Consider the following 14,904-nt stretch of genomic DNA (forward strand, 5'->3'; position numbering starts at 1 on the left):
TATCCAAGTTAGGGGGCGTCATGAAGGTCGTCATCGTGGGTGGAACCGGACTGATCGGCAGGAAGGTGCGCGAGCGTTTGGAAGCGCTGGGGCACACGGTCCTCGCGGCGTCGCCGAGCACTGGCGTGAACACGGCAACGGGCGAAGGCCTTGCCGACGCGCTCGTCGGAGCCGATGTCGTCGTCGACGTCACCAATCCGCCGAACTGGGACGCCCAGGCACTCATCGACTTCTTCACGACATCGACCGCGAACCAGCTGAAAGCTGAGGTGGAGGCGGGGGTCGGACACCACGTTGCGGTCTCGATCGTCGGCGCCGAGCGCGCGCCGGACAATTTCTACATGGCAGCCAAGATTGCCCAAGAAAAGGCTTTAGAGGGCGCGCCGGTTCCGACGACGATCGTCAAGGCGACGCAGTTCTTCGAGTTCATGCGCACGGTTGCGGACACCAGTACGACCGATGGCCAGGTCCGCGTCACCGACGCCACGCTGCAGCCCATCGCGGCCGACGACGTTGGCGATCGGGTTGTCGACGCAGTTCTCAACGGCCCGGCCGGAGTCGTCGAGATCGCCGGCCCGCAGGCGATCCCACTGTCGGAGCTCGTGCGACGGGTTCTCGAAGCCGAGGGTGAGTCGCGCGCGGTCGTGCCCGACCACTCGGCCGGCTACTTCGGCACTGTCATCGAAGACTCCACCCTCATCCCCACCCCTGGAGTGAACGCCTGGATCGCGGAGCGGGACTTCGACAGCTGGCTGGCCGCGCGATAGCGTCGGCGCGTGGACGGTTCGGCGGACATCGAAGGCGAACTTCTGCGGCGGGAACCGCTGTTTCATCACCGGGTGCTGGGGACGTCTCGCGCCGATTTCCTGAGGCAGACCTCGGAGGACTTCTGGGAAGTCGGTGCCTCGGGCCGGCGGTATAGCCGCGAAGAGGTGTGGGCGGTGCTCGAGCGGCGGTTCGAGAGCGATGACGAAGAGCCCTGGGAGATCTCCGCTTTCCGAATCCGGCAGCTCGCGGACAACGTTTTCCTCGCGACGTACCGACTCGTGCAGGCGGGTACGCGAATCACTATGCGCGCGACCTTGTGGGAGCGCGCCGGTGACGACTGGCGGGCGATCTACCACCAGGGAACAATTAATTCAGAAAAAGAGGTTTGAACCCGCGCAATTGTGGGTAAGGCCGTCGAAAATTAGTGGACGAATGGTTTCGTGCACACGAACAATAACCGACAATTCACACCACCAATGGGTGATAGAACGCATTTCCGCAGGTAGAAGCCTCTATCGAGAAACCACTTCTGTGGCACATGGGGTTTGTGTTACGTTTGAATTCTGCAATATTCGTTACGACACCGTTAAGGGTCGAAATCACGCGGTTGCAATTTTCCGTTCGTCGTAACCGGTCTTCCGGCAGTCAACCAGCGTGTTCCGACTCGGGGTGGGGGAACAATGCAATCCAGCGTGTGCCGCAGCGCGTGGGTGCTGGCCGCCGTGCTCCTGGTGACGACAGTCGCCGCGTGTGGCGGCAAAGTTCCGACGAAGCCGAAGCATGCGGAAACCGCACCGATTCCGACCGTCACGGAGATGGACGCGTGGCTCCGTCACGCGATTGATCCCACGATTCCGGCCGCCGAGAAACAGGACCTTGTTCAGGGCAGTATCGCCGACCCCGACCTGGTGTCGAAGGTGCTGTCGCTGTACTCGACTGAGGGCGCGAAACTGCAGGTCAAAGATGTCGTGAAGCGCGATCCGACGTCGATCATCGTTGATGCCGACCTCGATCTCTGGTCGGAGACCCGTCCGCAGCAGGTGCCGTTCGTCTATGACGGCGGCGTGTGGAAGATCGAGAAGGACTACGCGTGCCGGCTCACGGCGGTCCTCAACCTCTCGTCACCCGCGTGCGTGTGAGCCGCCATGACGATCACCAGCGAACGGCCCAGGGCGAGAAGGCGACAGCGTCCCGCCGGACTGCATCTTTCGCCCGCGGGGTTGCGCGCATTTCTTGCCGTTGTTGTCGCGGTACAAATCCTCAAGGGCGTGACCGCGCCGCTGTCGATCTACACGAAGTCGGCCTGGTTCGTCGACTACCGGTACGGCTTCGTCCGACGCGGACTGGGTGGCCAGATCACCGGGCAGTCGGAGTTGGCGGTCAACGCTGCGATTGCGATGTGCTGGGTCCTGCCGATCATCGCGATTGTCGTGGTGCTCGAACTGCTGGTCCGCCGCTGGACAGCCGCATCGACGTCGTTGGCGATCCTGCTCGCGTGCAGTCCGCTCGTGGTCGGCGAGCTGGCCTACTTCCGGCGGACGGACCAACTGGGACTTGTCGTCCTCGTCCTCGTCGGAGTGGCCTGTCTTCAGTTGCGGCGATCGCTGCTGCCGACGCTGGCCGGGCTCGGCGTGGTTCTCGCGGTGCTCGTTTTCGTGCACGAAGCGACGCTGCTCATCTGGGGTCTGGCGGCCGTTCCGATGGTGTTCGTGACGGGAAACCGATCGCGACTGAGGAACATTCGTTTGTCTGCCGCTGCAGTCGGTCCGGGACTGCTGGCGCTCGTGGGGATCGTCATCGCGGGGAGGGTGACGCCCGCAGTTGCGACGCAGCTCCGTGAAGACGCTGCGCTTGGCGGCCCGACGGTATTCCGTTTCCTGTCCCAGGGCATCGCTGACTCGTTCGGCGAGGTCTCTTACGTCGGGTTGAGCAAACACCTCGCCCAGCTCACTTTGGGCGCGCTGTTGATCTTGGTCCACGTCGTGTGGATTCGTCGTTCGGTCGGACTGCAATGGGTGTCGATGTTCACTCGACTCGACCGGCGCACTTTGCTCGCCGTCTCTGCGCTGACCGGTGGCACCGTCTTCGCCGTGTTCGCCACGGGAATCGACTGGATGCGCTGGTTCAGCAGCTTCGGCGCGACCGCGCTGGTGGTGGTCGCATTCGCCGTGCTGGCAGTCGACGAACGACCGATGTCGAGCCGAACTGTGCATGTGTCGTGGACCCAAGTGGCGGTCGTCGCGTACCTCACGATCCTGTCGCCCACGCCCGAATTCGAGCCAAGCCTTCCGATCCCCGATGTCGGCGCGGCCCATCGGCTGCTGGGCTTGTGAGTGCACGGGCTTTGCGCGGATCACCGCGACTGCCCGCTCCGGCAACCTGTGGCAAACCGGCGCAACGGCCAGTAACAATTTAAATCTGCACCATTTGAGTTTAGCGCCTGATTTCTTCCTGGGTGTCCGCCGAAATGCGATTTCGGACTCCCGAAACAATGGCTGAATTTTGAACCATTTCTCGACCACCGCCGACCATATCGGCAGGTAAACGATGTGACTGGCTCTTCTTTGAACTTGGGCAACCTTTTTGCCCGGATAATTCGTTACTACACCGTTAACGGCTGGAAATCCGATTGCCGCGCCTTGCGGGCTACCGTGGCTAGCGGTTGATCTTCAGGGGGATCGCCGATTAGTTGACGAGTTCAGCAATCAAACAGCCAACCAGCGGGGGCGGGCGGATTATGCGATCCAGGGTGTGCCGAAGCGGATTTGTCATATCGGCCGCGCTCCTGGCGCCGGTGGTTGCGGCGTGCGGCGGGCAGGTGCCGGTTCGGCCGCCAGCGCCGGTGGGTGCACCGATCCCGAGCGTTGCTGAAATGGACGCGTGGCTTGCTCACGCCACCGATCCCAAGATCTCGGCGGGTGAGAAGCAGGGGCTGGTGCAGGGCAGTGTGGCCGACCCGGACCTGGTCTCGAAGGTTCTGTCGCTGTACACCGATGAGGGCGCGCAGGTCCAGGTGCGGAGCGTCGTCCAGCGGGATCCGAAGTCGATCATCGTCGACGCCGACGTCGACCTGTGGTCCGAGAAACACCCTCAGCAAGTTCCGTTCGTATACGACGACGGAGTCTGGAAAATCGAAAAGGACTACGCCTGCCGGCTCGCCTCGGTCCTGCAGCTGTCCTCGAGAGCATGTGTGTAGGACGTCATGACCATCACTCTTGAACGGCCAAAGTCGACTGTTCAAACGACCTCCGCTGGGCTGCGCCTGACGCCGGCTCTCCTGCGGGTCTTTCTCCTTGCCGTCGTCGGACTCCAGGTGGTGAAGTCCGCGACCGTACCCAACTCCGTCTATGCGAAGTCGATGTGGTTCGTCGACTATCGGTACGGTTTCGTTCGCCGCGGTCTCGGTGGACAGATCACCGGCCAGTCCGATCTCGCGGTCAACGCCGCGCTCATCATCTGCTGGGTCGTGCCGATCGTCGCGATTCTCATCGTCCTCGAACTGCTCGTGCGCCGGTGGACAACGGCATCGACGTTCCTGGCTCTGCTGATCGCGTGCAGTCCGTTCGTCGTCGATGAGCTGGTGTACTACCGCCGTACGGACGAACTCGCGCTGATCGTTCTCGTACTGACCGGCGTCGCTTGTTTACGCCTGCGGCGGTGGTTGCTGCCCGCAGTCGGAGGTCTCGGCCTGGTGCTTGCGGTGCTTGTTTTCGTGCACGAAGCGACGCTGCTCATCTGGGGCCTGGCGGCGGTTCCGGTCGTTTTCATCACCGGAGAACGGTCCTGGCGAAGGAATGTGCACCTTTCCGGCGCGGCTGTTGGCCCTGCTTTCCTGGCTCTATTGGTCATCGTCATTGCCGGGAAGGTCACTCCCGCGGTGGCGACGCAACTTCGCGAGGACGCCGCGCTGCGTGGACCGACGGTGTTCCGATTCCTGGTCCAGGGGATTTCCGATTCGATCGGCGAGGTTTATTACGTTGGCCTCACCAAGCATTTGGCCCAGTTGACGGTCGGCGCGTTGCTCGTTGTCGTCCACGTGCTGTGGATCCGCCGCTCGGTCGGATTCGGCTGGCTGTCGCGATTCACTCGCCTCGACCGACGGACCTCGGCCGCGATCGCACTGCTGATGGGGTCATCGGTCGTGGCGGTCTTCGCCACGGGCACCGACTGGATGCGTTGGTTCAGCAATTTCGGCACGGCCGCGCTGGTCGTGGTGGCGTTCGCGGTGCTGTCGACAGACGAAGAACCGATGGCCGATCGAGCGGTGACCCTGTCGTGGGCTCAGGTCGCTACGATCGTCTACCTCACGGTCTTGACGCCGACGCCAGAGATCGAGCCCAATGTGCCGGTTCCGGATGCGGGTGCTTTGTTCCGGCTGTGGGGCCCGTAAGTCACCGTCGGCTGCAAAGATCGGACGCATATGTCCTCGCGGCTCACGACCTTCTCGAACGGTAAGTACACGTTCGACGTCATTGACGAAGGTCCGCTCGACGGACCTCCGGTCGTGCTCCTGCATGGGTTTCCGCAAACCGGCGCGAGTTGGGCTCGCCTGGTTCCGCATCTCCACGCGCGCGGATTTCGCACGTTCGCGCCGACCCAGCGCGGTTACTCCCCGGGTGCCCGTCCGCGAAGTCGATTCCAGTACCGGATCGGGGCGCTGGTCGGAGACACCCTCGCGTTGATCGATGCGCTGGGCACTGAATCGGTGCATCTGGTCGGCCACAACTGGGGGTCGACCGTAGGCTGGGCCGTCGCCGCGAGGCACCCACATCGCGTGAAATCATTTGTCTCCATTTCTGTTCCGCATCCGGTGGCGTTCCTGCGGGCGTGTCTGACGAGCAGCCAGTCGATGCGGTCCTGGTACATGCTGGCGTTCCAGGTGCCGTGGATTCCGGAACGAATACTCGGTATGAAACAGCAGCTTCGAGAAGGGCTCGCGGGAACCGGAATGGTCGACGACCAGATCGACCGAATCGTCGATGACGTTGCTGGCACGGGTGCGATGCACGGGGCCGTCAACTGGTACCGCGCGATGTTCATCGCGGGACCCGAGGCTTTGCGCAAAGTGACCGTGCCGACCACGCACGTCTGGAGCACACGGGACGGGTTGATGGCGCGGAAGACCGCCGAACTCGCGGGTGACTACGTCACTGGTCCGTACCGCTTGGAAGTGCTGGATGCCACGCATTGGGTTCCGGACGACTGTCCCGAGGAACTGGCGGCGATCATCGCGGAGCGGGCGGGATCCACCGGGGTGGGGTGAGTCCATCCCTGGGGTACCTGGTTGGGTTCTCGAACTTCGACCACGATCAACATCAACAAAGTTGATCGAGAAGTTGGGGAATTCATGTTCATGCGACAAGTTGGCGCCGGGGTTTTCATGGCGGGGATCGCACTTGGCTCGGTGCTCGGGGCAACCACCGTCGCCCAGGCGAAAGTGCCGGCCGGAACGTACGCGCTGAAGAACGGCTACTACAACGAGACGCCAGCCTCGACCGGTTTGCGGGAAACCTGCGATTACTACACGGCCGAGGCCAACAAGTATCTGACGAATGGCCAGACCCAGTCGGCGACGCAGTTTGTGGCCGAGGTGAACCAGGCCAAGGGCTGCACGATCGTTTATCACTCGTACTCATTCGCCCAAACCGCTTACTAAAAGGTTTCGACTTTTCGATCATGGTCCGGTAGCGGAATTGGCTCGTTTACATTGAGCCGATGACGACCTCGGTCGATTGGGGAAATGAGCTTCTCAAGAGCTTGTGGTGGATCGCCGAAGCGTCGGCGATCACCGCAATAGTGCTGCTGGTCGTCGGCGCGATTCTCATTCGCTCCACGGAATGGGGACGCCAATTCTGGCGAATCAGCGCGGGCTACTTCGATCCCCGGACTCAATGGCGTGACCTGCTGATTGTCGCCGTCGTGTTGGTAATGCAGGTTTCCTCCGTACGCCTGACGGTGCTTCTCACCTATCAGGGCAACGACCTGTACACCTCGCTCCAGAACGCCTTCTCGGCGATCGCACAGGGTGACAAAGCTGCACTCAATCAAGCCGAGAACGATTTCTGGTTCGCCATGAAAGTCTTCTTCGTGCTGGCGACGATCCACGTCGTTCGCTCGATGTTCGAGTTCTGGATCGGTCAGGTTTTACAGATCCGCTGGCGTATCTGGCTCAACAATCGGGCGGCCGGCGACTGGCTGCGCGGCGACGCCTACTACCGGTCCCGTTTCGTGGATTCGACGATCGACAATCCGGATCAGCGAATCCAGCAGGACGTCGACGAATTCACCCGTGGCGCCTACTCACTGGCGTTCGGCGGCATGGTGGGCGAATATGTGGTTCCGGCGCCGGGCGTCATCGGTTCTTGCTTGACGATCGTCTCGTTCACCACGATTCTGTGGGAGCTGTCCGGTCCGCTGACCGTGCTCGGAACCACCGTTCCGCACGCATTGGTGTGGGGTGCGCTGATCTACGTGACCATCGCGACGGTCATCGCGTTCTGGGTCGGCCGTCCGCTCATCCGTTTGAACTTCTCGCTCCAGGCGTTGACCGCGAGCTTCCGGTATGCACTCATCCGCCTGCGCGATTCGGCGGAGCGGGTCGCGTTCTACCGCGGCCAGGAAGTCGAGCGGGCTGAGGTCTTCCGACGCTTCGACCGGGTGATCGACAACCGGTGGCGCCTGGTCTACCGGGACATCAAATTCAATGCCTGGAATCTGGCGGTGAGCCAGGTCGCGGCCGTTTTCGCCATCGTGCTCCAGGCGCCACGGTTGTTCGCCGGACAGATCAAGCTCGGTGATCTGACGCAGTCGGCCCAGGCATTCAGCAACGTGCACGACTCGCTGTCGATCCTGCGGAATTCGTACGACGCGTTCACCTACTTCCGGTCGACCCTCGTCCGCCTCGACGGAATGCTGAGCGCCGACGAGATTGCGCGGGATCTGCCGAAGATCGTTCCGACCGACAGCGACGACTCGGTGACGCTGTCGCGGGTCACCGTTCGCCTGCCGGATGGAACGAGCCTGATCGACGACCTCTCGCTGGTGCTGAACGAGTCGGATGCGATCGTCGTGTCCGGCGCCTCGGGTAGTGGAAAGACCACTCTGCTGCGCAGCCTGGCCGGACTGTGGCCGTGGTGTGACGGCGATGTCGCGCACCCGCCAGGTAGTCAGACGATGTTCCTGTCGCAGATGCCGTACATGCCACTCGGTCCGCTGCGGACGGCACTGACCTATCCCGCGAAGGACGAGGAATTCTCGGACGACCGACTCCGCCAGGTCCTGCACGATGTCTTCCTGCCGCACCTCGCGGACCGCTTCGACGAGGTACAGCTGTGGGACCACATCCTGTCCCCGGGAGAGCAGCAGCGCGTGGCCTTCGCGCGCATTCTGCTCAATCAGCCGAAGGTCGTGTTCCTCGACGAAGCGACATCATCGATCGACCAAGGTCTCGAATACACGTTGTATTCGACCGTTCGAGAACAGCTTCCGGGACTGATCCTCGTCTCGGTCGCGCACCGAAGCACCGTCGATGTGCACCACGACAAGCGCCTGACGCTGGCCGGCGACGGAACCTGGTCTCTCGACGACATCGCGAACTGATTGGTGCGGACGCGCGATACTGACTGCCATGGGCCTGTACGAGGACGCCGGCGGATTCGACGCGCTGCTTGCGATGTGCCGGCGATGGCATGAACTGTGCCTCGCCGATCCGGTCGCTGAGCATCCGTTTTCGCACGGGGGAATTCATCCCCAGCACGACGAACGACTCGCTGCGTACCTCGCGGAAGCGCTCGGCGGTCCACCGCTGTACACCGCCGGATACGGCGACGAGACGGTCATGCAGCGGATGCACGCGGGCAACGGAGAACACGAAGAGATGGACGAGATCTGTGTCGCCCTCTTCGCGGACGCGTTACGTGACTCCGGAATCACCGGTGAAACCGGGCAGCGCATTCACGACTACTTCCGCGCGGCGACCATCGGCATGCGGAAGTACCACGCAAGCCCGGACGACGTACCGGACGGATTGCCGTTCAACCGCGCATGACGGAATTCGCGATCCGGGCCGCTGAGGCCTCGGATATCCCGCAAATCCGTCATGTCTATCGCACGGCATCGCTGTCGAACGACGGTGAGCGTGAGGTTCTGCTGGCGAACCCGGATTACCTGGTGTGGCGCGGAGGCGTGGGGCCGGGGTCGGTATGCCTTGTCGCCGAAGTGGATTCGACAATCATCGGATTCGCGACACGGACCGCCGAGGGCGAACTCGAGGATCTGTTCGTCGTGCCGGAACACAAGCGCCGAGGCGTCGCCACCGCGCTGATCGATCGACTGGTGGCCGAGGCCCGCGCGAGCGGAATCGCTCGAATCGAGGTCGATGCGAATCCGCACGCGCTGGCGTTCTACCGGTCCGCGGGATTTGTCGAGGTCGGCCGGATTTCGACGCAGTTCGGCGAGGGTATTCGAATGGTTCTCGCCGTTCAGTGATCGAGTTCGCGCTGTTCCAGGGCCGCGATGAACGGCACGTCGAAGCTCTGTTTGACCGCCTTCGCGGCACCGCCAGGTGATCCGAGGGTGTCGAAGAAGTCGACGTTGGCCTGCGTGTACTCGGTCCACTCGGTCGGAACGTCGTCCGCGTAGAAAACCGCTTCAACAGGGCAAACCGGCTCGCACGCACCGCAATCGACGCACTCGTCAGGGTGGATGTAGAGCATTCGCTCGCCCTCGTAGATGCAGTCGACCGGGCATTCTTCGATGCACGCGCGGTCCATCACGTCGACGCAGGGTTCGGCGATCACGTAGGTCATGAAACGTGAGATTAGACCGAACGGTCTATGGAGGCAAGGTGCTAAGCGGCGGTCATCAGTGTGTGCTTGGTCAGCGGCACCAGGACCGTCTTCAGGTCTTCCAGCGGCTGCGTCGACCGGCGCGCGCGGCTCTGCGTGATCGCGCCTTCGATGCTACTGATCGCCAGGCTCGCGAGCGGCTCTGCTTGGGCTCGCGAAACATCCAGCCCGACAAGAGCTTCCGTCACCTGATCGGCCCAGTCGTGGAACACCGACGCGGCTGCTGCCTGGATGGCGGGTTCGCTGGCTCCGCTCTGCGCAGCTGCGAGGATCGGGCAGCCGCGGATGTAGTCGCTCGATTCCAGTTCGTAGATCCAGTAATCGATGAGGCCGACGAGGGCCTCATCGGGCGACTTGGTCTCGAGGAGTGACGTGATCAGGCGACTGATGAATCGACCGGCGGCGTACGTCGCCTGCTCCATGAGGTCGGACTTGCCGCCGGGAAAGTGTTGGTAGATCGAACCTCGCGCGGTGCCACTGTGCTGCAGCAGTTCGGTGAGGCCGGTTGCGTGGACGCCACGCTCGCACATGAGCGCGATCGCGCTGGTGAGCAGACGCTCCCGTGGTCCCTGTGCCACTGTTCACATCCTCCGCTATAGACCGGTCAGTCCAATCAAGTGTAGGTTCTTTTCTCAATAGACTGAATGGTCTAGTGACGAAACCACCTGGTCTTTACACAAAGGAGTGGAAATGACCGATCACGCTGGGCCTACCGGGCTCGAACTGCTCCAGATGTTCATGACCGCGCCCAAGGATGCGCCGAACATCGGCAACCTGCTCGGGTTCACCTACGAGAAGCTCGAGTTCGGCGAAGTGTCGTTCTCGATCGCGACGCGTCCGGATTTCGCAAACCCGCTCGGCTCGGTCCACGGAGGAATCTGCGCAACCCTGCTCGACTCGGTCATGGGTTGCGCGGTTCACTCGACGCTAGGACCCGGAATCGGCTACTCGACGCTGGAAATAAAGGTGAACTACATCCGGACGGTCCCGACCGACGGTCGAAAGCTCATCGGAACCGGCAAGGTCGTCCACGCCGGACGCAGTACGGCAACGGCCGAGGGAAAGGTCGTCGACGAAGACGGTCGACTCGTCGCCCACGCCTCCACCACCTGCCTCATTCACACCCCGAAGTAAGGACTCGACATGAAGGTTCTCGACCTGTGGCAGCAGGCCCAGCGACTCCCGTTCGGGAAGACCATCTTCAGTGAGGCCCTGTGTCTCAAGGCGCCGTTCTTCGGCTCAATTTCGCCGGAATTCGAAGAGCTCGGTCCCGGCCGCGCGGTGATCAAGGTGAAGAACCGCCGCAAGGTGCACAACCACCTGGGGACGGTTCACGCGATCGCCTGCTGCAACGCCGCCGAACTGGCCGCCGGAACCATGACCGACGTGACGATCCCGTCGACCCACCGATGGATTCCGGTCGGCATGACCGTGCAATACCTGAAGATGGCGAAAACCGACCTGCAGGCGATCGCTGAGTCGGCGTTGCCTCCGCTCAGCGACACCGATGGTGTCGACTGGATCGTTCCGGTCCGAATCGTCGACACCAACGGCGTCGAGGTCGTGCACGCGGACATCACGATGCGCGTGACTCCCAAGAAGAAGCGCTAAGCGGCGTTTTCCGGCTTGAACTGGCTGGCGGTGAAGACGGCGCCGGCCGGGTCAGTCAGAACCGACATCCGCACCCATGGTGCTTCGAATGCCGGTACTAGGACGGTTCCACCGAGTTCGGTGGCCTTCGCAACGGTCTCGTCAGCGTCGGCGACGGCGAACGTGATTCCCCAATTCGGGCGGGATTCGCGGTCGTCGACGCTGATCGGTACCAGTGCTGCGACCACGTTTTCGAATCCGGCGGGCCCGAACTCGGCGAATCGCTCGAGCGTTCCGGGGTTCAGCAGTTCGAGGTGCTTGCCGTAGTCGGGCAGCGTCCAGAAGATGATGCCGGGACCGAGTTCGAGCGTCTCCCAACCGAAGACAGCGCCGTAGAACTCCTTGGCGGCGTTGATGTCCCGCGTGTTGAGGTTGTTGAAGTTCACGCTGCCTGGTTCGTTCACGACGGCCGAACCGCGGTGTCGGTGAGGCTCCCACACGAGGAATTGCGCACCTTCACGATCGAGGAATGCCGCGCTCCGGCCCGCGTCGTTCACGTCGAATGGGCCCTGGACGACGGTGCCGCCGGCGGCGCGGACCTTGTCGGCCGTCTCCTCGACGCTGTCCACCCAGATGTAGGTGTTCCACACTGGAATCTGCGGTCCGACCTCCTGGTATGCGGCGATGCCGGCGACATCGCCACCGCCGAGGCGGCCGATGAGGTACTTGCCGGGCGCCTCGGCCGGCATGACGTTTTCGACGTCCCATCCGAACAAGCCGCCGTAAAAGGCTGCGGCCGCGTCCTGGTCGGGTTGGTCGGTGTCTGCCCAGCAGGGCACACCGGCGATGTAGCGGTCTGGTGAAGTCATGATTCGTTCCCTTTCCGGTTGGTCTGTCATTTGACGAGTCTGCTGCCGATCTAGGACAGTTCCGGTCCTCGATTGCCGCGGATTTGTCAGGAAATTCTTCGTGGCTGACGATCCGATCGCGATATATCGTGAAACTGTCGCGAAGGATCGGAGGGGATAACGATGTTCGGACGGCATTGCGGCCCACACGGGGCCGGAAATTGGGCAATGTACGGACCTGGCCGGGGGGCTTGGGGTGGACCACCGCCGTGGGCAAAGGGCTGGGGAGCGCCGCCGTGGGCCGGGCGACGCGGACCGAGGGTGCGTCGTGGGGACGTGCGCGCGGCGATTCTGTCGGTGCTCGCCGACGAGCCGCGCAACGGTTACCAGATCATCCAGGAAATCAGCTCGCGCAGTGGTGACGCCTGGAAGCCGAGCCCTGGCTCGGTGTATCCGACCTTGCAGCAGCTCGAGGACGAAGGTCTAGTCGAGGCGGCAGATGACAACGGCCGCAAGGTCTTTCGTCTCACCGCCGAAGGCAACAACTACGTCGCGGCCAACGCTGACGAGGTGAACGCGCCGTGGGAGGCATTCGCTGAGGCGTCGACTGAGGACGACGGATTCCGTCCCCTTCTCGGCCAGACGGCGTCGGCATTGTGGCAGGTCATGGCGACTGGAAGTCCGGCGCAACAGGCTCGCGCACGGGAAGTTCTGCAAGACACGCGTCGCCGCCTCTACGGCATCCTCGCTGACGGCGACGATGAAGCCGAGGAGTCATGATGTTGGTCGAACGATCCGCGGTGCGGGCGAGCGACGCTGAACGCGAGGCTGCGGCCTCGGCGCTCGGCGACCATCTGGTCGCCGGCCGGCTGTCGGTGGTGGAGTACGAGGAGCGGGTCAGCAAGGCGTGGGCCGCGACCTATGACCGCGAATTGACCGAACTGTTCGCGGACCTTCCGGTGCCACAGCGAGCGATTCCGGTTGTGCGGCGCCGCGGTCCGTCGGTGTTCATGTTGGCGCCGATGGTCGTGATGATGGCGGCGGTCGTCGGCTTCATCGCCGTGGTGAATGTTGTTCCGTGGGTGCTTTTCGTGCTTCTCGGAATGTTCGTTTTCAGTCGCCGTCGTCGGATGCGGTACCGGTACTCGATAGCAGGTCATTCAGCAGTAGCTCGAGTTCCTGCCGGGCCAGCACCGTGGCACGGTCGGTCGACGATGATGCCGCCACGAACATGGCGAGTTCGTTAAGAGCCCCCAGCAGTAGGTGAGCCAGAACCCGCGGGTCGTGGGTGCCGAGAAGTCCGGCATCCGCGACCGCGGCCAGCTGATTTCGCACAAGTTCGAGTGACCTGCCGCCGTCGAGTTCGCGCCACCGCGCCCAGCCGAGTGCGGCCGGAGCCTCGACGAACAGAATCTGGCGCACTACCGGATCGCCGAGTTGATCGACGAATTCTCGGCACGTCGCCCGAAGCTGGTCGGTCGGGCCGGTCGCTTCCAGTGCTGCCAGTCGGGCCACGAGCCGATGATCGACGCGGCTGAAACATGCTTCCATCAGGTCGGTCTTGTTGTTGAAGTGGTGGTAGAGCGCGCCGCGTGTGACGCCGAGGCGCTCGCAGATCTGCACCGTGGAAACGGCTGCGAATCCGTGCGTCGTGAACAGCTCGATCCCGGCGTCGACGAGCGATTCCCGAGTTCGTTCCGAGTTCTCCTTGCGTGAAATGCCCACGTCCGGCAGCATTGGATTCAGTTTCACATACAGAGTGTATGTGAAAACGGCGATGAAGCCGGAGGGTCTCATGCTCAAGATGCTGTCGAAGTGTGAAATCTGTCGAGCATCGCTCGCCGCCGACGGCGAGGCCTGGATCTGCAGCTATGAGTGCACGTATTGCGCCGACTGCCACGCCAAGCTCGCAGCGTGCCCCAACTGTGGCGGCGAGTTGGTCCGTCGGCCGAAGCGCACGACGGGTGTCGCTGACATCGCCCAGCGCTTTCCGGACCGGGCACGCCGCGTGATCGGGCGAGTCTTTGGCTGAGCAGTTCGCGACGTCATCCGGTGCGATCGGAATCCTCTATCCCGCCGACGGGCCCACACTGATCATCTGGCCCGGGATGGGGATCTCGGCGTCGAAGTTCCGTCGCGCCGCCGAGCAGTTTCAGCAGCGGGGCCTCTACGCGGTGACCGCCGACTATCCGGGTCAGCCGAATGGAATCGGCCGCCACTCAAGGATCAGTTACCCCGACCTTGCCGACAGCATGGCTGAGGTCGCTGCCGAGATGCGCCGTCGAAGGCCAGGGCAGCCGTTGTATTTCGTGAGCCACAGCATGGGTGGTCAGCTCTCGGCAGTTCTCGAATCGGCGCGTCCGGGGGTCTTCGACGGACTCGCCCTCGCTGCATCGGGCACAAATCATTGGCGCCGATTCCCGCTGTCCTCCCTGCCGACGCTGTTGTTCGTGCCGACCTTTCTCGAACTGCAGGCACGGCTCAAGGGTTACTTGGACGGCACCCGAGCGGGGTTCGGCATCCAGTCGAAGCAGACGATCATCGACTGGGCGCGGATGGCGCGCACCGGAAGTTGGGGCAAGCACGACCGCAGCACGCGGGAATTTCCGCTGCTCGCGCTGTCTTTTCCCGAAGACAATTTCGCACCCGACGGAGCGGTTGACGGCCTCGTCGCCGAATTCCCCGGCGCGCGCGTGACCCGAAAGCGGCTCGGCGAGCCTCGCGGCCACGTCGGGTGGATCAAGCATCCATCGCCGGTCGTGGACGAAGTGTGCGGTTGGCTCGACCGCCTCGCAGTCACGGGGCGCGCCTGAGCGGCACCCGTGCTTGAAATCCGCACACCTTCTGTCCGG

20 protein-coding genes and 1 pseudogene are annotated in these 14,904 nt (G+C 63.0%); 17 read left to right on the forward strand and 4 right to left on the reverse strand.

The window, feature by feature from the left end; genetic code table 11:
- Window positions 1-20 precede the first annotated feature (20 nt).
- The 11 genes from F600_RS0108060 to F600_RS0108110 all read left to right on the forward strand — a co-directional run bounded on the left by F600_RS0108060 (window position 21) and on the right by F600_RS0108110 (window position 9,255).
- Complete coding sequence (locus tag F600_RS0108060) at window positions 21-767, forward strand: SDR family oxidoreductase (RefSeq protein WP_018160094.1); 747 nt, start codon at window positions 21-23, stop codon at window positions 765-767.
- Window positions 768-776: 9 nt separating this feature from the next.
- On the forward strand, window positions 777-1,157 hold the full coding sequence (locus F600_RS0108065; protein ID WP_018160095.1) for a nuclear transport factor 2 family protein: 381 nt from the start codon (window positions 777-779) through the stop codon (window positions 1,155-1,157).
- Between the two features lie 291 nt (window positions 1,158-1,448).
- Complete coding sequence (locus F600_RS27445; protein WP_018160096.1) at window positions 1,449-1,907, forward strand: MTB12 C-terminal domain-containing protein; 459 nt, start codon at window positions 1,449-1,451, stop codon at window positions 1,905-1,907.
- Window positions 1,908-1,913: 6 nt separating this feature from the next.
- The gene (locus tag F600_RS0108075; protein ID WP_081628764.1) at window positions 1,914-3,101 is read left to right on the forward strand and encodes a hypothetical protein; all 1,188 of its coding nucleotides are present in this window, start codon (window positions 1,914-1,916) and stop codon (window positions 3,099-3,101) included.
- A 404-nt stretch (window positions 3,102-3,505) separates the two neighbouring features.
- On the forward strand, window positions 3,506-3,964 hold the full coding sequence (locus F600_RS27450; protein ID WP_081628765.1) for an MTB12 C-terminal domain-containing protein: 459 nt from the start codon (window positions 3,506-3,508) through the stop codon (window positions 3,962-3,964).
- 6 nt (window positions 3,965-3,970) lie between these two features.
- Window positions 3,971-5,158 carry a hypothetical protein gene (locus F600_RS0108085; protein WP_018160099.1) on the forward strand — a complete coding sequence of 396 codons (1,188 nt, stop codon included), beginning with the start codon at window positions 3,971-3,973 and terminating at the stop codon, window positions 5,156-5,158.
- Between the two features lie 30 nt (window positions 5,159-5,188).
- A complete protein-coding gene (locus tag F600_RS0108090) occupies window positions 5,189-6,031 on the forward strand; it encodes an alpha/beta fold hydrolase (protein ID WP_018160100.1) in 843 nt (280 codons plus the stop codon).
- Between the two features lie 90 nt (window positions 6,032-6,121).
- Window positions 6,122-6,424, forward strand: a complete 303-nt coding sequence (locus F600_RS0108095) for a hypothetical protein (protein ID WP_156024476.1) — start codon at window positions 6,122-6,124, stop codon at window positions 6,422-6,424.
- Between the two features lie 59 nt (window positions 6,425-6,483).
- Entirely contained in the window at window positions 6,484-8,367 is a 1,884-nt protein-coding gene (locus F600_RS0108100; protein ID WP_018160102.1) for an ABC transporter ATP-binding protein/permease, read from the forward strand.
- A gap of 28 nt (window positions 8,368-8,395) precedes the next feature.
- Complete coding sequence (locus tag F600_RS0108105; RefSeq protein ID WP_018160103.1) at window positions 8,396-8,815, forward strand: globin domain-containing protein; 420 nt, start codon at window positions 8,396-8,398, stop codon at window positions 8,813-8,815.
- Entirely contained in the window at window positions 8,812-9,255 is a 444-nt protein-coding gene (locus tag F600_RS0108110) for a GNAT family N-acetyltransferase (protein WP_018160104.1), read from the forward strand. The genes F600_RS0108105 and F600_RS0108110 overlap by 4 nt, the downstream gene beginning before the upstream one ends.
- On the opposite strand, the gene fdxA is transcribed toward F600_RS0108110, so the two are convergent.
- Together fdxA and F600_RS0108120 are read right to left on the reverse strand one after the other, a co-directional pair.
- Complete coding sequence (gene fdxA / locus F600_RS0108115) at window positions 9,249-9,575, reverse strand: ferredoxin (protein ID WP_018160105.1); 327 nt, start codon at window positions 9,573-9,575, stop codon at window positions 9,249-9,251. The two genes, F600_RS0108110 and fdxA, sit on opposite strands and share 7 nt — an antisense overlap.
- A gap of 41 nt (window positions 9,576-9,616) precedes the next feature.
- Complete coding sequence (locus F600_RS0108120; RefSeq protein WP_018160106.1) at window positions 9,617-10,192, reverse strand: TetR/AcrR family transcriptional regulator; 576 nt, start codon at window positions 10,190-10,192, stop codon at window positions 9,617-9,619.
- 112 nt (window positions 10,193-10,304) lie between these two features.
- On the opposite strand from F600_RS0108120, the gene F600_RS0108125 reads away from it, so the two are divergent.
- Window positions 10,305-10,748: a PaaI family thioesterase gene (locus F600_RS0108125; protein ID WP_018160107.1), complete on the forward strand. Its 444-nt coding sequence runs from the start codon at window positions 10,305-10,307 to the stop codon at window positions 10,746-10,748.
- Window positions 10,749-10,757: 9 nt separating this feature from the next.
- Window positions 10,758-11,225 carry a hotdog fold domain-containing protein gene (locus F600_RS0108130; RefSeq protein WP_018160108.1) on the forward strand — a complete coding sequence of 156 codons (468 nt, stop codon included), beginning with the start codon at window positions 10,758-10,760 and terminating at the stop codon, window positions 11,223-11,225.
- On the opposite strand, the gene F600_RS0108135 is transcribed toward F600_RS0108130, so the two are convergent.
- Entirely contained in the window at window positions 11,222-12,073 is an 852-nt protein-coding gene (locus F600_RS0108135) for a VOC family protein (protein ID WP_018160109.1), read from the reverse strand. The genes F600_RS0108130 and F600_RS0108135 overlap by 4 nt on opposite strands.
- Before the next feature lie 300 nt (window positions 12,074-12,373).
- Between F600_RS0108135 and F600_RS0108140 the strand changes: the two genes are divergently transcribed.
- Both F600_RS0108140 and F600_RS32675 read left to right on the forward strand, forming a co-directional pair.
- Window positions 12,374-12,832: a PadR family transcriptional regulator gene (locus F600_RS0108140; protein ID WP_211220049.1), complete on the forward strand. Its 459-nt coding sequence runs from the start codon at window positions 12,374-12,376 to the stop codon at window positions 12,830-12,832.
- Window positions 12,832-12,999: pseudogene (locus F600_RS32675) on the forward strand (DUF1707 SHOCT-like domain-containing protein); the annotation flags it as partial. The gene F600_RS0108140 and the pseudogene F600_RS32675, both read left to right, overlap by 1 nt.
- A gap of 166 nt (window positions 13,000-13,165) precedes the next feature.
- Here F600_RS32675 and F600_RS0108150 read toward each other — a convergent pair.
- The gene (locus F600_RS0108150; protein WP_162141399.1) at window positions 13,166-13,804 is read right to left on the reverse strand and encodes a TetR/AcrR family transcriptional regulator; all 639 of its coding nucleotides are present in this window, start codon (window positions 13,802-13,804) and stop codon (window positions 13,166-13,168) included.
- A gap of 13 nt (window positions 13,805-13,817) precedes the next feature.
- On the opposite strand from F600_RS0108150, the gene F600_RS0108155 reads away from it, so the two are divergent.
- Both F600_RS0108155 and F600_RS0108160 read left to right on the forward strand, forming a co-directional pair.
- Window positions 13,818-14,084 (forward strand): DUF1272 domain-containing protein, encoded by a 267-nt coding sequence (locus F600_RS0108155; protein WP_245541493.1) that lies wholly within the window; start codon window positions 13,818-13,820, stop codon window positions 14,082-14,084.
- Entirely contained in the window at window positions 14,077-14,865 is a 789-nt protein-coding gene (locus tag F600_RS0108160) for an alpha/beta fold hydrolase (RefSeq protein ID WP_018160114.1), read from the forward strand. Before F600_RS0108155 ends, F600_RS0108160 begins: the two co-directional genes overlap by 8 nt.
- The last annotated feature ends 39 nt before the right edge of the window (window positions 14,866-14,904 follow it).

Source organism: Smaragdicoccus niigatensis DSM 44881 = NBRC 103563, assembly GCF_000380645.1.
Classification (GTDB): Bacteria; Actinomycetota; Actinomycetes; order Mycobacteriales; family Mycobacteriaceae; genus Smaragdicoccus; species Smaragdicoccus niigatensis.

What these genes read in the sequence shown, in the direction of transcription:
- F600_RS0108060 (WP_018160094.1), top strand. Translation starts at nt 21, where the DNA reads ATGAAGGTCGTCATCGTGGGTGGAACCGGACTGATCGGCAGGAAGGTG.
- F600_RS27445 (WP_018160096.1), top strand. Translation starts at nt 1,449, where the DNA reads ATGCAATCCAGCGTGTGCCGCAGCGCGTGGGTGCTGGCCGCCGTGCTC.
- F600_RS0108075 (WP_081628764.1), top strand. Translation starts at nt 1,914, where the DNA reads ATGACGATCACCAGCGAACGGCCCAGGGCGAGAAGGCGACAGCGTCCC.
- F600_RS27450 (WP_081628765.1), top strand. Translation starts at nt 3,506, where the DNA reads ATGCGATCCAGGGTGTGCCGAAGCGGATTTGTCATATCGGCCGCGCTC.
- F600_RS0108085 (WP_018160099.1), top strand. Translation starts at nt 3,971, where the DNA reads ATGACCATCACTCTTGAACGGCCAAAGTCGACTGTTCAAACGACCTCC.
- F600_RS0108090 (WP_018160100.1), top strand. Translation starts at nt 5,189, where the DNA reads ATGTCCTCGCGGCTCACGACCTTCTCGAACGGTAAGTACACGTTCGAC.
- F600_RS0108095 (WP_156024476.1), top strand. Translation starts at nt 6,122, where the DNA reads ATGCGACAAGTTGGCGCCGGGGTTTTCATGGCGGGGATCGCACTTGGC.
- F600_RS0108100 (WP_018160102.1), top strand. Translation starts at nt 6,484, where the DNA reads ATGACGACCTCGGTCGATTGGGGAAATGAGCTTCTCAAGAGCTTGTGG.
- F600_RS0108105 (WP_018160103.1), top strand. Translation starts at nt 8,396, where the DNA reads ATGGGCCTGTACGAGGACGCCGGCGGATTCGACGCGCTGCTTGCGATG.
- F600_RS0108110 (WP_018160104.1), top strand. Translation starts at nt 8,812, where the DNA reads ATGACGGAATTCGCGATCCGGGCCGCTGAGGCCTCGGATATCCCGCAA.
- fdxA (WP_018160105.1), bottom strand. Translation starts at nt 9,575, where the DNA reads ATGACCTACGTGATCGCCGAACCCTGCGTCGACGTGATGGACCGCGCG.
- F600_RS0108125 (WP_018160107.1), top strand. Translation starts at nt 10,305, where the DNA reads ATGACCGATCACGCTGGGCCTACCGGGCTCGAACTGCTCCAGATGTTC.
- F600_RS0108130 (WP_018160108.1), top strand. Translation starts at nt 10,758, where the DNA reads ATGAAGGTTCTCGACCTGTGGCAGCAGGCCCAGCGACTCCCGTTCGGG.
- F600_RS0108135 (WP_018160109.1), bottom strand. Translation starts at nt 12,073, where the DNA reads ATGACTTCACCAGACCGCTACATCGCCGGTGTGCCCTGCTGGGCAGAC.